11 protein-coding genes are annotated in these 15,076 nt (G+C 45.1%); 8 read left to right on the top strand and 3 right to left on the bottom strand.

The genetic code is table 11. The annotated features are described in order from the left end of the window. Window positions 1–56: 56 nt before the first annotated feature. The 5 genes from ACH2DQ_RS02845 to ACH2DQ_RS02825 all read left to right on the top strand — a co-directional run bounded on the left by ACH2DQ_RS02845 (window position 57) and on the right by ACH2DQ_RS02825 (window position 7,752). Window positions 57–1,085, top strand: coding sequence for a D-alanine--D-alanine ligase (locus tag ACH2DQ_RS02845; RefSeq protein ID WP_394915071.1), 1,029 nt, complete (start codon window positions 57–59; stop codon window positions 1,083–1,085). Between the two features lie 7 nt (window positions 1,086–1,092). Beyond that, on the top strand, window positions 1,093–1,164 hold the full coding sequence (locus ACH2DQ_RS02840) for a DUF6783 domain-containing protein (protein ID WP_394915083.1): 72 nt from the start codon (window positions 1,093–1,095) through the stop codon (window positions 1,162–1,164). Window positions 1,165–1,169: 5 nt separating this feature from the next. Then, the gene (murF, locus tag ACH2DQ_RS02835; RefSeq protein ID WP_394915072.1) at window positions 1,170–2,540 is read left to right on the top strand and encodes a UDP-N-acetylmuramoyl-tripeptide--D-alanyl-D-alanine ligase; all 1,371 of its coding nucleotides are present in this window, start codon (window positions 1,170–1,172) and stop codon (window positions 2,538–2,540) included. 161 nt (window positions 2,541–2,701) lie between these two features. Next, on the top strand, window positions 2,702–3,661 hold the full coding sequence (locus ACH2DQ_RS02830; RefSeq protein WP_394915073.1) for an aldo/keto reductase: 960 nt from the start codon (window positions 2,702–2,704) through the stop codon (window positions 3,659–3,661). A gap of 11 nt (window positions 3,662–3,672) precedes the next feature. Then, the gene (locus ACH2DQ_RS02825; RefSeq protein WP_394915074.1) at window positions 3,673–7,752 is read left to right on the top strand and encodes a lectin like domain-containing protein; all 4,080 of its coding nucleotides are present in this window, start codon (window positions 3,673–3,675) and stop codon (window positions 7,750–7,752) included. Between the two features lie 104 nt (window positions 7,753–7,856). On the opposite strand, the gene ade is transcribed toward ACH2DQ_RS02825, so the two are convergent. After that, the gene (gene ade / locus ACH2DQ_RS02820; protein ID WP_394915075.1) at window positions 7,857–9,554 is read right to left on the bottom strand and encodes an adenine deaminase; all 1,698 of its coding nucleotides are present in this window, start codon (window positions 9,552–9,554) and stop codon (window positions 7,857–7,859) included. A 164-nt stretch (window positions 9,555–9,718) separates the two neighbouring features. Between ade and ACH2DQ_RS02815 the strand changes: the two genes are divergently transcribed. From ACH2DQ_RS02815 to ACH2DQ_RS02805, 3 genes are read left to right on the top strand one after another with little or no spacing between them, the layout of a single operon-like run. Further along, a complete protein-coding gene (locus ACH2DQ_RS02815; RefSeq protein ID WP_395025505.1) occupies window positions 9,719–11,095 on the top strand; it encodes a monomethylamine:corrinoid methyltransferase in 1,377 nt (458 codons plus the stop codon). Between the two features lie 40 nt (window positions 11,096–11,135). Then, a complete protein-coding gene (locus tag ACH2DQ_RS02810; RefSeq protein WP_394915077.1) occupies window positions 11,136–12,689 on the top strand; it encodes a xanthine/uracil/vitamin C permease in 1,554 nt (517 codons plus the stop codon). Between the two features lie 12 nt (window positions 12,690–12,701). After that, complete coding sequence (locus tag ACH2DQ_RS02805; RefSeq protein ID WP_394915078.1) at window positions 12,702–12,965, top strand: hypothetical protein; 264 nt, start codon at window positions 12,702–12,704, stop codon at window positions 12,963–12,965. 87 nt (window positions 12,966–13,052) lie between these two features. On the opposite strand, the gene ACH2DQ_RS02800 is transcribed toward ACH2DQ_RS02805, so the two are convergent. Both ACH2DQ_RS02800 and ACH2DQ_RS02795 read right to left on the bottom strand, forming a co-directional pair. After that, a complete protein-coding gene (locus ACH2DQ_RS02800) occupies window positions 13,053–14,225 on the bottom strand; it encodes a DUF6179 domain-containing protein (RefSeq protein ID WP_394915079.1) in 1,173 nt (390 codons plus the stop codon). Then, window positions 14,215–14,673 (bottom strand): DUF6323 family protein, encoded by a 459-nt coding sequence (locus ACH2DQ_RS02795; protein ID WP_394915080.1) that lies wholly within the window; start codon window positions 14,671–14,673, stop codon window positions 14,215–14,217. The genes ACH2DQ_RS02800 and ACH2DQ_RS02795 overlap by 11 nt, the downstream gene beginning before the upstream one ends. Window positions 14,674–15,076 lie beyond the last annotated feature (403 nt).

Genomic DNA, 15,076 nt, shown 5'->3' with positions numbered 1-15,076 from the left:
TATGCCGGGAGGGACCGGCGAATTATGGAAAAGAATTAAGTATCAGGAGGAATCATATGAATATTGTAGTTCTGGCAGGAGGAATCAGTACGGAGAGGGAAATCTCCATCGTATCCGGCACAAAAGTATGTGAGGCATTGAGAGAAAAAGGACACCGTGCTATTTTACTGGATGTATTTTTTGGAAATACCGGGCTTCAGGCAGACCTTGCGTTTACAGAGACATATGATGTAAATGCTGCAGCAGCATATATGAGGAGCTTTGACAGTGAAGTGGAAGAGGCTGTTAAATCCCAGAAAGAATTTTTCGGGCCTGCGGTTCTGGAACTCTGTAAGGCAGCGGATGTGGTATTTCTGGCGCTGCATGGAGAGAACGGTGAAAATGGAAAAGTCCAGGCAGCTTTTGATCTGCTGGGAATTACTTATACCGGCAGCGGCTATCTGGGAAGTGCTCTGGCAATGGATAAGGGAATTTCCAAACAATTATTCCTGGAAAACGGTGTGCCGACTCCCAAAAGCGTCATGCTGAAAAAGGAAGAGGGAGTGAAATCCCTGGATGATATCGGGATGGGTCTTCCCTGTGTGGTAAAAACCTGCTGCGGCGGTTCCAGTGTGGGCGTCTATATTGCAAATACCAGAGAAGAGTATGAGCAGGCGGTAAAAGATGCATTTCACTATGAAGATGAAATAATCATTGAAACCTATGTAAAGGGCAGAGAGTTTTCCATCGGCGTTGTAGATGGAGAAGCATATCCGATCATTGAGATTGCGCCCATTCAGGGATTCTATGATTACAGAAATAAATATGAGCCAGGCAGTACCATTGAGACCTGTCCGGCAGAGCTTTCAGCGGATCTCACAAAGAAAATGCAGGATTATGCGGTCCTGGCTTATCATGTACTGAGGCTTGAAAATTATGCCAGAGTGGATTTCCTTATGGATGAGGAGAATCATATGTATTGCCTGGAAGCAAATACACTGCCTGGTATGACCCCTACCAGCCTTCTGCCCCAGGAAGCAGGTGCGCTTGGGATGTCATTTGCAGATTTGTGCGAAAGGCTGATTGAAGTTTCGTTAAAGAAATAAAAGGTGCATTCATACCGTAAAGTGCGGTGTGCAGATGGCGGGAATGAACTTCCAAACAAACTATAGGGAAGGTTGGTAAATGAAATGAAGAATATGTCTTTAAGCCGGATTGCAGAAGCATGTCAGGGCGTATATTACGGAGACAAAGACAAAAGTGAATCAGAAGTTACCAGCATTACAACAGACAGCCGTAAAGCAGAAGACGGCTGTCTGTTTGTTGCGGTAAAGGGGGAACGGGCAGACGGACATCAGTTCCTCCCTCAGATATTTGAAAAAGGAGCCCTGGGGGCCTTGGTGGAAGTGAAACCGGAGAATCCGGCAGGTCCTTATATTCTGGTGGATTCCACCCTTCAGGCGGTAAAGGATATTGCCGAATATTACAGACAGCAGCTTTCTGTGAAAGTCGTGGGGATTACCGGAAGTGTGGGAAAAACCAGTACAAAGGAGATAATCGCCTCTGTATTGGCTGAAAAATATAACGTTTTGAAGACCCTTGGAAATTTTAATAATGAACTGGGACTTCCGCTTACGGTATTTCGTTTGAGAGAGGAACATGAGATCGCAGTTCTGGAAATGGGAATCAGTGATTTTGGCGAAATGCACAGACTGAGCAAGGTGGCAAAGCCTGACATCTGTGTACTGACCAACATTGGACTGTGCCATTTGGAATTTCTAAAAAGCCGGGATGGGATACTGAAAGCAAAATCAGAGATATTCGATTATATTGCTGAAGATGGTAAAATTATCTTAAATGGAGATGATTATAAATTATCCACAATCCGGGATGTGAAAGGAATTAAGCCTATTTTCTTTGGTGTGGAAAGTGACAGGGAAATCTATGCAGACCATATTATCCCCCGGGGGCTGAAAGGAATCCAGTGTGAGATTCATGCAGGCGGGGAGAGCTTTCGGACAGTCGTGCCGATTCCGGGGTATCACATGGTGCTCAATGCCCTTGCAGCCACAGCGGTGGGAAGAACCCTGGGGCTTACCATGGCGGAAATTAAGGCAGGGATTGAGAAGCTGGAATCCCTGGGCGGCAGATTCCATATCATTGAGACAGCTGCCATCACCATCGTGGATGACTGCTATAATGCCAGCCCATCCTCCATGAAGGCATCTTTAGACGTTTTAAAAGATGCGGATCAGAGGAAAGCTGCCATCCTGGGCGATATGTTTGAGCTGGGAGAAAATGCGGCACAGCTTCATGCAGAGGTGGGTGCATATGCGGCACAGCATAAAATTGATCTGCTGGTCTGCGCGGGCGAAATGTGTAAGCATATGGCGCAGGCAGCTCAGGAAGCAGGGGGCTGCAAGGAAGTTGTCTATGTGGAAAACCTGGATTCTCTCACCGAAGTCCTGCCCGGACTGATTAAAAAAGACGATACGGTGCTGGTAAAGGCATCCCATGGAATGCATTTTGAAAATGTAGTAAACATGCTGCGTGAATTGTAGAATCCTTATTCCAACTCAGCATGTTAGAATGAAAGAACTATACAATCTGTAATGAAAAGCAGAAAGACTGGAATAACCGGACAAATGGCAGCATCCCAAACAGGGAGTTACAGGTTAGGCAGGCGCTTTCTGCTTTTAAAAATATATCCAAGGAGGACTTGATGAAAAAAAACATAATAATACCCAATACGGACTTAAATGTACTGCCATTGGGACTGGGTACGGCTTTAGCCGGTTTAAGCTTTGACGGACAGGAAGCAGACAGGCTTTTTGATACGTTTTTATATCTGGGGGGGAATATGATCGATACAGCCAGAGTATATTCTGACTGGGTGAAACCGGAGATCGGAAGAAGCGAAAGAGTCATCGGAGACTGGCTTCACAGGAGTAAGAAAAGACATGAAACGGTAATCGTAACAAAAGGCGGGCATCCGGATATGACGGTGGAAAATCCAGATTTACATGAGAACCGTATGGGCAGGGAGGATATGCGCCATGATCTGGAAGCTTCCTTAAGAGCATTGCAGACCGATTACATAGATCTATATTTTTATCACCGGGATGATACCAGTCAGCCTGTAGAGGAATTAATTGAGGTAATGGAACAGTTTGTGCGGGAGGGTAAAATCCGATATTATGGATGCTCTAACTGGTCCACTAGTCGTATGGAGGAGGCAGATACATATTGTAAGAAAATGGGATATCGTGGATTTGCAGCCAATCAGGCGCTTTATAATCTGGGATCCCGCTTTATGAAACCATTGTCCGATGATACTATGGTAAAAGCAGACGAAGGGATGTTGTCCTATCACAAGGAGAATGCCAATAATGTACTGATGCCATATATGGGTGTCTGCGGCGGATTCTTCCACAAATACATAACCGGAGGACAGGAAGCGGTAGAAAACAGTCCTTATTTTGTCAAAGAAAATCTGGAGATGGCAAATCGGGTAAAATTACTTACCAGAAAATATAGTGCCACTGTTTCCCAGGTTGTACTGGGATTTTTTACACAGCAGGAAACGTTCAGCATTCCTCTCTACGGACCTAAAAATATTACTCAGATTGAAGAGGCAGTGGGTATGCTTGATATTGCGTTTGAAAAGGCAGATTTTTCGTAAGGAGGAATTTTTTGAAAGGGAAAAAATTATTTCGATATTTGGGTATATTTGCACAGACGGCTGCGCTTTCCATATTTTTTGTATCTGCTTTATCCCTCATGGCATTTGCGAATGATGAGACGGCGGAAATTCTGGGGAGTGATCAGGGAGCGGAAGTTTCTGAAATGGGTCATATCCCAAGTGGAATTGACCAGCAATATTACAACTATGAAGGGAAAAGCAGACGAAGAACCAGATCTGTTTTGCCGCAGCAGTTTGATCTGAGGCAGCAGGCACTGTCATCTCCTGTCAAAAACCAAAGTCCCTGGGGCAGCTGCTGGGCGTTTGGGACACTCTCTGCCATGGAAAGTTCTGCGATGGTACAGAAAAGCGTGAGCGGCAGTTCTGATATAGCGGTACCGGACTATTCAGAAAGGCATCTGACCTGGTTTTCTTATCAGCAGCAGGAAGGGGAAGGAATTATATCCACCAAGAATCAGCCCTTTGATGTGGGGGGAAACCGTCAGATCGCTACCGGACTGCTGTCTTCCTGGGCAGGTGTGGAGCAGGAATCAGAAGTCCCGTACCTGACAGGGAAATCCCAGGTCTGGTCAGTGGATCCGAAGAAATTATACGACTCAGTGGGACATCTGCAAAATGCTGATTTTCTTCCGGGAACGGCAGTCTTTGAAAATTATACAGCCAAGAGTGGTTACCGTCTGGACCGGGATGCTGTGAATACAATTAAAAAAGCGCTGATGAATAATGGGGTAGTGGATGTATCCTACTATGCAGACCAAAGCAGACCGGATCAGACTTCGGTCAATGGTACTTATATTAACAATCAGACTTATGCACAGTATACGGATCAGTATTTAACTGCCAATCATGAGGTATCTATAGTAGGCTGGGATGATGACTATTCAGCGGAAAATTTTCTGGAGAACCGGCGTCCGCCTGGAGACGGTGCATGGATTGTAAAGAACAGCTGGGGAAAAAACTGGGGAAATGATGGCTATTTTTATTTGTCTTATTATGATCAGTCAGTCAACGAATTTACAAGTTTTTACCTGGACCTTCCCGATGAAGAGGGAAATTATCAGTATGATCACAATTATCAGTATGATTATTTAGGTATGAAAAGCGTCTATGGCATACTGCGGTATCCGAGCAGCAATGTTTCCGTGGCAAATGTGTTTACAGCCGGGTCCTATGAAGAGCTAAAGGCGGTATCTGCAGTTACAACGGAGCCGGGATCAAAAGTTCAGATCCGGATTTATAAAAACCCCCTGGAGGATAATCCTGAAAGCGGAACTCTGGTGGCGGAACAGACAGACACGGTATCATATGGAGGATACCATACCTTAGAATTAGAAATGCCGTTGATCTTGAAGCCGGGGGATCAATTTTCTGTGGTACAGTTAATAACCGGAGACAAGGGGAGCTATGTCCCTCTGGAACTTGCATCTACGGCACCGGTATTCGGAGGCGAAGCATTGACGAATGCAAAGGTAGAGGAAGGGCAGAGCTTTTGGAATCAGGGAAACGGCTGGACCGATTTAGCTAATTATCCCTATAAAAGTAAAACGGTATATTCCGGAAATGTTATGATTAAAGCCTTTACGGTAGACTATGCGGTAACAGCCAGGGTACAGTCTGTTACAGTGGACAGCCTGGATTTGGGAATGCAGGAAATCGAAACCGGAACCAGTGTAGAGGTGTCGGATTCAAAGGAAGTTCTGATTACATTACCGGCTGCATCAGCATTTGTGAGGATACATCCGGTACTGGAAGATCAGGGAGAAGTGGAGATCCGCATAGACGAGCAGGTTTATCGTGAAGAGGATGCGATTCCAAGAGCAGATTTTGAAGGGAAAATTGTAACGGTTGTGGGAAAAGGCAAGCCGGACAGTATTTACTACAAGTATCGGTTCACGGTTTTGGATACGGTATTGACTGATAACGGTGTAGTTTTAACAGACAGCCACAGCTATCTGCCAAAAGACGCAGTATTCCGTGCAAGGGTATGGGATTCCCAGGATGAAATCTATGAGGAGATCCGGGAGAGTCTGCGCGGATTAGGAGGCGGTTTATTTACGGTTTATGCTATCCGGACTACGGCAGGAGGAAGTGAAATCCAATTATCTGAAGACGGGAATGTAATGCTGCAATTTCCAAAACCCCCGGAATATGACGAAGATAGAACCAGACTTTTTGCAGCGGACATTTCATCGGATCATATCCTGACCGCAATTTCCGATATGGAAAATGGACTTCAGGCGTCCGTAAATAACATTGGAAATAGTTACTACGTTGTGGTTGAAATGAAAAAGATTGCTCAGAGTATACCTGGAAAGCCGGAGATTTCGGAGCTGCCTGGAGCTGTCACGGATCATAGTATTGCTGTGAAAGCGGTGGAAGGGCAGGAGTATTCCATTGATAACGGAACAAACTGGAAGATTGCAGATCAGTCAGAAGGCGGTTTTACCGGATTGTTTGAAGGGCTGAACCCGGGAACGGATTATCAGGTGATTACCAGATATGCAGAAACAGTGGATACCGCAGCCAGCAATCCCTCCGAACCGCTCCTGGTGCGTACAAAGGATGCGGCACCCACACCAGATGCAGTCCCTGCACCCGTTTTGGTGAGACACACCGATGTATCAGTGGAAGTGGAAACCAGACCGGGTCAGGAATACAGTATAAAAGGTCCGGGGGAAGAAGCGTTTACGGAGTGGCAGGACAGCGGTCTTTTTGAGGGGCTGATTCCTGGAACGAACTACGAGATTGTCACGCGTATACCGCAGACTGATGATACTGAGCCAAAAAATATCAGCGAGACCTTGTACCTGCGGACAAAGGACAGTGCTCCCCCGGCACCTATAGCACCGGAAACTGTGGAAATACTGGATCGCAGCATTACCGTAAGGGCTGTGCCGGGGCAGGTATATGCCATTACTACGGAAGAAAGTGCAGACCTGGATTCGCTAGTATGGCAAAAAAGCGGGATATTTGAATCGTTAACAGATCGAACGCAGTACTATATCTTTACAAAGCAGGCAGAGTCAGATACGGTGATGGAAAGCGGTGTCAGTGAGCCGTTATCCCTTATGACGCTGCAGTCTCCGGGGGAAGCACCGGATGTACCAATTCTCGTGTCTGCGGGAAGTGACCGGATTACAATTAGAGAAATAAGCGGTCAGGAGTATTCCATTAACGAGGGGAAAAACTGGCAGTCAGCAGGTACCTTTGGCGGACTTTTACCGAATCGGATCTACCGGGTTATTGCCAGGGTATGCAGAACGGCAGAGAAGATGGAAAGTCCTTCCAGCCCCTCGTTGGATGTGAGAACCGATAAACGGGAAGCAGCTGCACCAGGTGCACCGCAATGTATCGGTATAACGGAGACTTCTATAACGGTAAAGACAGTAAATGGTCAGGAATATTCTATTGATGGTGGGAAACAGTGGCAAAACGGAGGTGAATTCCTTGGATTAAAGCCAAATACCAGATATGGAATCCAGGCAAGAACGAAAGAAAACGAGATTTATAAAAGGAGCCCTGTAAGTGCTGTTCTGTCGATTACCACTAAAAAGGTATCAGACTTTCAGATAAGGCTAAATGCAAATGGCGGGAAATCAGAGCAATCCTCCATTATGGTCAAAAATGGAAATCGCTACGGAAGTCTGCCATCTCCAAAAAGATCCAAATATACATTTAAAGGATGGTACACTTCAAAAACAGGCGGAAAGAAGATATCCGCTTCTTCCCTGGTATCCCTGCAGAACAATCAGACGCTGTATGCCCGCTGGTCAAAGGTAACTACAGCCAGAGTCAGTTCCATAAATCTGTCTAACCCAAAGAAACGGCAGATGGCTGTAAAAATAAAGAGTGTAAAGGGTGCAAAAGGATACCAGATACAGTATGCAGAGAGTCCATCATTTAAAAAGGGCAGAAAAATTTTAGACACAGGGAAATCCAGCAAGAAAATAAGCAAGCTGAAAAAGGGCAGAACCTATTACGTAAAAGTCAGGGCTTATAAAAAGGATTCCTGCGGAAAGAAAATTTATGGGAAGTACGGTAAGGTAAAGAATATCATCATAAAAAAATAGAAGAAATATAAGGATTTCAGCAAAGAGTGCAGATATTCCAATCCGTCCATACCGGTAAATGTTCCATTGCCGGTATGGAGAGATATGGTATATCTGCACTCTTTTTAAACAATAAACTTCTGAGCGGTACTGTCAAACAATCCCCGGTCAGTAAGGCGGATTTCCGGTATGACCGGCAGTGCCATAAAGGACAAGGTGATAAAGGGGTCAAAATATTTGGGAATACCCATTTCATATGCCAGCTTTAACATTTCTGATGTAATTTCGCTGGTTACTTTCCCGGAAGCTGTGCTCATCAGGCCAAATAAAGGAAGGGGCAGAGATGCCTGAACTTTTCCGCCTGAAGCGATTACATAACCTCCCTGTATTTCTTTTAAATGGTTAATGGCTGTACACAGATCTTCGTCATTGTCTCCGGTGGCTATAATATTATGGCTGTCATGTGCTACCGTGGTGGCAATTGCTCCGTTCTTAATGCCGAAGCCCTTTAAGGGGGCAGTGGCGATATTACCGGTTCCACGGTGCCGTTCCACCACACACAGCTTCGAATATGCCCCTTGGGGAGAGAAGTATCCGTCTCTGGAAGGAAGCGGTTCTGTTACATTTCTGGTAAGTATCTGGTGAGGAACCATTTCAATGACATGCATGTCTCCTTTACAGGGCAGTGCTAACTGTGAGGGGGTAATCTCCTGAAAATGGACGGTGTGCAGTAAATTTTCCGGGATCTCAGTTTCTTCTAACTGATCCATCCATTGAGGGGTCACCAGACGCCCATCCTTATATACAGAGGCTACCTTAAATGTTTCCAGGTCATCGAGAATCAACAGATCTGCGTGGTATCCGGGAGCGATAGCGCCGTAACCGGCAAGGCCATAGGTTCTGGCGGTATGTATGCTTGCCATGGCAATGGCAGCTGCAGGCTTGACACCAAGGGCAATGCATTTACGGACACAGTGGCTGATATGGCCCTCTTTCCAGATATCCTCCAGGTGCTTGTCATCGGTGCACAGGAGAAAATGTTCCAGGGGCAGACCGCTTTCCACTAAACCGGGAATGATGCCGTCCATATTTTTGGCAGCACTGCCCTCCCGAATCAGAATTTTCATTCCGGCACGGCATTTTTCAAGTGCTTCCTCATAATGTACGCATTCATGATCAGTCTCGATTCCGGCGCAGGCATAGGTCTGGATCTCCTGTGGGGAAAGCCCGGGGGCGTGTCCGTCTGCCGTTTTATCCGCCGCCAGCTCTAGCTTATCAAAAATGGTGGAATCTCCTGACAGTACCTGAGGAAAGCACATCACTTCACCCAGCCCCAGTACTCTGGGATGATTGATATATGATTTTATATCCGCTGCGTCAAAATTGGCGCCGTTTGTCTCAAAGGGTGTTGCAGGTACTGAGGAAGGAAGCATTACGAATAAATTAACCGGAAGCTTTGCAGCGGCTTCCAGCAAATAGTCAACCGCCTTGCTGCCACATACATTTACCATCTCATGAGGATCTGCAATAAGTGTCGTAGTTCCATCCGGCAAAACGGATTTCGTCATTTCACAGGGGGTAACCATGGAACTTTCAAGATGCAGATGGGCATCCATCAGCCCCGGGCAGAGATATTTTCCGCTGCAGTCGATCTCATTGCTCCCGTGATAAGTGCCGATGCCGGCAATCATGCCCCGGTAAACCGCTACATCTGCCGTATAGATCTCCTGGGTAAATACATTAATTATGTTGCCGTTTTTGAAGACTGTATCAGCCGGTATTCTGCCGGAAGCAGCCTCGCATAAGGTTTGTTTTGCTGTCATAATTAGAAACCTTTCCTGATTTTTATTTTTTTCTACAGGGTATCGATTCTGTTACTGTCTGCAGTAACGACGATTCGTTTTTAATAGTCTAACACAGAGATTATTCTGTTGCAAGTTGAAGGAGCTATCTGCTATAATGGTTACACAAACGAAGGAGGAAAAACATGGATACGAAGAAATTTTTAGAGATTTGTGCAAGAGGAAAGACAGGACCCTCAGTAGAAAAAGATGATTGGGACCTGGACTACATCATTGACGGAGTAAGAGATCTGGTTGATGAATATGACTTTAGCTGGGATAAGAAAGTTATTATTCCAAACGATGAAAAACTGCTGGATGATATGTTTGAAGCGGCAAAAAAACTGATCGTAGATCTTGGCATTTACAATATGAGTACAAAGCGGATTATTCATTTTGAAAGAGAAGAGATCGAAGAAGGTCTGAAAAACATGAAAACCGAACTGGTAATGGGCGAAGGCAAAGATGCGGTAACTTTGAAAGCCAGAAAAATAGAAGATGATTTATTACCGGTTGTATGGGCAGGCAACCCGGGATGTCCGACACCGGAATCCCTGTATTATCCAATTATTTTAAGTGCTGCAAAGGAACCGATCATTGATTTACTGACTTGCGGATCATTAGTCGATGTGGATGGTTATGCAGTGACAAGCGGCGATGTAACGGAAGTGGTGGCAGTGCGCCGTGAGATGGAGTATCTGCACAGAGCCCTGAAGGAAACCGGAAGGGAAGGAATGGGGCTTCTGGCGGCAGAAAGTGCTGTTACAGAAGTTGGTGATTATGCGGCAGTAGGGGAAAAGCGTCTTCGTCCATGTGACTCCCATTTGGTTGCAATGTTTAATGAATTAATGATCGATAACGGTAATCTAGTACGTGCGGCAAATTCCCTGGATTATGGAATGAAAAATGCGTCCCTGGCTTGTACCATGGTAGGCGGCCTTGCAGGAGATGCTCCGGGAGCTACAATTGTTATGCTGGCATCCATTATTGCAGCGAATCTGGTCTGTATGGCGGATTATCATCTTTGCCATCCGATCCATATCCAGGATGTGGCGACTACAGCAAGGGGCTGTCTCTGGCTTCAGTCTGTACTCTGCCAGACATTTGCCAAAAATGCACCGGCTATTATTGTATGTGATCTCTGGCCAAGCAGCGGTGCTATGACAAAAGAACTGTTCTATGAAGTGGCTGCGAATACAATCGTAGTTACCGTCAGCGGCGGACATCTGGAGGGACTGGGTTCTGCAAATGGAAATAAACCAAACGGAACCGGGCTGGAAGTACGGCTTATGGGCGAAGTCGGTAAAGCAGTTGCAAGACAGAAGATGACCCGTGAACAAGCAAATGAAATTGTATTAAAGCTTCTGGATAAATATGAACATGTATTTCGTATGGAAGACGGAAACTGCGGAAAGCCCTTTAATGAAGCTTATGATATGGAGACCATTACACCTCTTCCGGAATGGCAGGCAATGTATGAGGAAGTAAAAGCAGAACTTACAGAAATGGGTATTCAGTTTTGAATTTGAAAAAAGAAAAGGACAAAAGAGAGAGGAAAGAAAAATGAATTCAAAAGCAATGCGCTTATTTAAGGCAGAGGATGTAGGCGGCGTAGTTTATTCTTTCGTGGGAAATCTGGTCAATTACATTATTATAATTTACGCATTACAGGGTATTGGATGGACAGATGATATTATCTATGGCAGGGTAGTTCCGGGATTGTCCATTGGATTAATGGCAAGCGGTTTTATCTATGCTTATATGGGCAGAAAGCTGGCAAAGAGAACGGGAAGAACAGATGTGACCGCACTTCCGTCCGGTGTATCTACTCCGGCGATGTTTGTGTATCTGTATGGCGTTATTTATCCCCTTCACTATGCCGGGTTGTCACCGGAAGAATGTTGGACAGCAGCAGTAGCAGCTTGTTTTCTGGGTGGGTTCATTGAGCTGATCGGCGGTTTTGTCGGACCGTTTATCAGAAGAATTATCCCAAGGGCGGCAATGCTTGGAGCAGTTGCTGGGATTGGACTTGTATGGATGGCAACAGTTGGTCTGTTCGAAGTTTACCATGATCCGATTCTGGGTATGCCTGTACTCATTATTGCGATTATCGGGTTAATCGGAGGCTATGTATTTAAAAAGAAGATCCCCATGCTTTTAGTATCTGTGGTCTTTGGTGTGGTGTATGCGATCTGTCTGGGCAGAGTGGAGATTGATACATCTACAGTGGGAGTAGTAATTCCATACTTCTCAGGAGCCAATATACTTGCCGGATTCAAACTGATTGTGCCGTATCTGGGGGTTATTATCCCAATTGAAGTTTATAACTTTATCGAGACAATGGATAACGTGGAGTCTGCCATTGCAGCAGGAGATGACTATAACGTGGGTCATGCCCAGATCGCTGACGGATGCTGTACGATGTTATCTGCGCTGTTTGGCGGAATTATTCCCAATACCGTATGGCTTGGACATCCTGGCTTAAAGAAAAGCGGAACCGGAACCGGGTATTCATGGGTTACCGGCGTGCTGTTCGGAGCATCGGCACTGTTTGGTGTATATGGATTCTTCAATTCTCTGATGCCGGCAGTGATTGCCTCCATAACCTTCCTGTGGTGTGCGATTTTAATGGTAGTACAGTCCAGCACAGATGTGCCAAGAAGACACGGTGCTGCAGTTGCCATAGCGCTGATTCCGCACATTGCAGATGTATTGTATACATATGTACGTGATGCTTTAGGCTCCTTTGGGATCTTTTTAGAAGATACCCTGACGATGAACAGCAGTGACACGGTTTCTCAGACCATGTTAAATTATGGAGTCACTTGGCATGGTGTGGCTGCAATGCGCCATGGAGCAATACTGACCAGTATTCTCTGGGCAACCGTTGTGGTTTTCATCATTGACAGAAGGCTGGATAAGGCGGGGTATGCGCTTATCATCGCATCGATACTTTCCTTCTTCGGGTTTATGCATGCCCCGATGCTTGGATTTGGAATTGATACCATGTCCTTCCCGTATGCGGTAGGATATCTGATCTGCGCCGTTATTTGCTTTATTTTCCATTTTACCCATAAGAAGCTGATGGATGTGCCGCGCAGATATGATTACGTATAGGAGGAAAGGAAAATGGATGTTAAGTGTGTCAGAGTTTTAAGGCCTTATGAAAAAGCGGATGATAAGAAAAAAGTGATTTATATTGATGAAGATGCAAAGTACTCCCTGATGAAAGAATGGGGAGAAAAAGTATTTATCAAAGGGCGAAATGATGTCCGGGACGTAGAGATCCAGCCGTTGAAAGAATTGGATCAAAACGGTTTTATTGCAAGAGCAGGTCAGCAGTTAATCGATGAACTATATATTGAATATGGGGAAGAAGTCATGATTATATAAGTACCTTGTGCGGATATCAGGCACTGGTTATCGGTGTATTTACACCGGGATGTACTTATGAGGGAGCAGCGTTTAAGCTGCTCCTTTTTAGATGCCGGACAAAGCCTTTTCCCAGTCTTCCAGCGGGCTTCCCAGATCTTGTTTCAGCTTAATATTCGTTTGCAGAGTCATAGTTTCCTGTGGAGAAAGTAGTTCAAATACCTGGGAAAACTCGTCATGCCAGAAGCATTCTTTTAAGACCTCTTCCAAATCGCTCAGGGAATGGATCTGTTCCCGGATCATGCTTATTTTATCGGAAAGGTGCCTGCATTCCGACATTTCATCGATGAATGACCGCAGCTGTTCATCCTCCATCAACTCTCCGTCTTCAAATCCAAATACTGGGGTGGCAGCGTCAGGGGATCTTGTTACGAAGACGTGTTCCAGCTGTCCCATTTGGATATATTGATAGCAGGAATCCGCGAATAAGTCCAGAGCACAGGAGAGATAGGCAATCAGCGCCGCATCCTCTTCCAGGGGTAGTTCCCCGATCAGACGCCTAAGTGCCGTCTGCAAAAGAACTTTTAGATTTTCCCTTGTTAAATCAGACAGATGACGGTATAGCCGGGATCTGGCTTCCGGGCGGATATCAAGTTCATAAATGTCGTAATTGCACAATAAGCAGCCAATCGCATTTTGAAATACAATCTGAAAGATATTAACCAGAAGATTTTCATAATCGGAATGATAGCCACGCAGCACTTCCCGGATTACCGATACGGGGAAATAGGACAGAAAAGTTTCTTCCAGATGGAACCGGTTCAGATACTCAGCCATGAAATCAATACCGGAAAGTCCTTCAATTTCCATACAGAGCTGGTAATCAATGGAGCCGGGACTTAAATGTGCACCAAATTGCACATCATAATCCTGAAAGAATGGCGGAATACCCGTTAGAATAGTCCGTTTGTAGACGTCCATCTCTATGGGGAGCAGATGCGCCTGAATGTGTTCCAGCAGGGACTTTGTGTCTTGGATTAACTGCTGTTTGCGTTTCAGACCGGATGCAAACCGTTGTTCCACAGACTCGGTTCCCGCCGTAAGGTCTGTAGAGGATGCATTTGTCTCTTCCAGGCAATATAAAATAGACAGTAAAATCTGCCTGGCTGTCTCATTTGTAACAGAAGTGCTTTCGGCACTGGTGTATTTTCTTACCCTTTTGGCAAGAAGGGGCAGTACTTCTTCCAGAGTGGTTTCTGACGGTAAATGGTTATTCTTCATCAAATTCTCCTCTCCATCCCTTCCTGATTTTCCGGCAGAAATTATTGAGGCAGGTGTCTTCCAGATATTCCAGTGATCCCTGGCATTCTCCTTCAAAATGTATTTTCATATAATGGATGAGTTCATCATCACTTAATTCATCCAGGGATTCATTTTTATACAGGTAAAAAATACTTTGAAGAGTTATCAGAGTGTCCATATAATTGTCCTGGTAAATGTAAGGAGAATCACAAAATTCAAAGATCAGTTTCGGCAGAATACCCCCTTCGAATTCAATCCTGCCAAATTCGGTGAGAGATTCTTTGCGGCATTCCAGAAGCTGCGCTGCATCTTCTTCTGTGAGTGATACACCAAACTGATTCGTGTATTGGTTGCAGGATACAAGTGCTGCGAGAGAATTTTTGATATCGGCGTTTAGAAGATATGAAGTCAGTGAAGAGTCATTCATAGAAATATCCTTTCTATTTACGGGATCCGGGGAAAGTGTCTCCGGAAAATGAACAGGCGGCATTACTGTTACCCGGGAGGCAGCAAAAGTAATATATAATATATACACCAAGGGAATTGAAACTACAAGACTTGAAAAAATCCCGATTTTGTGGTATTATAGTTACAGAAAATAATAAAAAAGTGTCCGTTTGGGGCACTTTTTTCATTTAAAAACAAAATACCTGAAAAAGAAAAGGAAGTATTGCAGGAACGATTCTGCAACGCTGGGTGAAACATGTTTGAAACAAAAGCATTTCAAACTACTAATTAAGGAATAGCGCAAGCCAACTTGCGCTATTCAGGGGGATAAGAGTGAAAAATAAACCAGATTTTAAGCCGACTTGAACTAAGGGGTATTCCCC

Source organism: Robinsoniella sp. (assembly GCF_034124845.1).
The sequence above is the reverse complement of the archived record's forward strand: the minus strand, read 5'-3'. Positions and strand labels throughout refer to the sequence as shown.

What these genes read in the sequence shown, in the direction of transcription:
- ACH2DQ_RS02795 (WP_394915080.1), bottom strand. Translation starts at nt 14,673, where the DNA reads ATGAATGACTCTTCACTGACTTCATATCTTCTAAACGCCGATATCAAA.
- ACH2DQ_RS02815 (WP_395025505.1), top strand. Translation starts at nt 9,719, where the DNA reads ATGGATACGAAGAAATTTTTAGAGATTTGTGCAAGAGGAAAGACAGGA.
- ACH2DQ_RS02805 (WP_394915078.1), top strand. Translation starts at nt 12,702, where the DNA reads ATGGATGTTAAGTGTGTCAGAGTTTTAAGGCCTTATGAAAAAGCGGAT.
- murF (WP_394915072.1), top strand. Translation starts at nt 1,170, where the DNA reads ATGAAGAATATGTCTTTAAGCCGGATTGCAGAAGCATGTCAGGGCGTA.
- ACH2DQ_RS02800 (WP_394915079.1), bottom strand. Translation starts at nt 14,225, where the DNA reads ATGAAGAATAACCATTTACCGTCAGAAACCACTCTGGAAGAAGTACTG.
- ACH2DQ_RS02845 (WP_394915071.1), top strand. Translation starts at nt 57, where the DNA reads ATGAATATTGTAGTTCTGGCAGGAGGAATCAGTACGGAGAGGGAAATC.
- ACH2DQ_RS02810 (WP_394915077.1), top strand. Translation starts at nt 11,136, where the DNA reads ATGAATTCAAAAGCAATGCGCTTATTTAAGGCAGAGGATGTAGGCGGC.
- ade (WP_394915075.1), bottom strand. Translation starts at nt 9,554, where the DNA reads ATGACAGCAAAACAAACCTTATGCGAGGCTGCTTCCGGCAGAATACCG.
- ACH2DQ_RS02830 (WP_394915073.1), top strand. Translation starts at nt 2,702, where the DNA reads ATGAAAAAAAACATAATAATACCCAATACGGACTTAAATGTACTGCCA.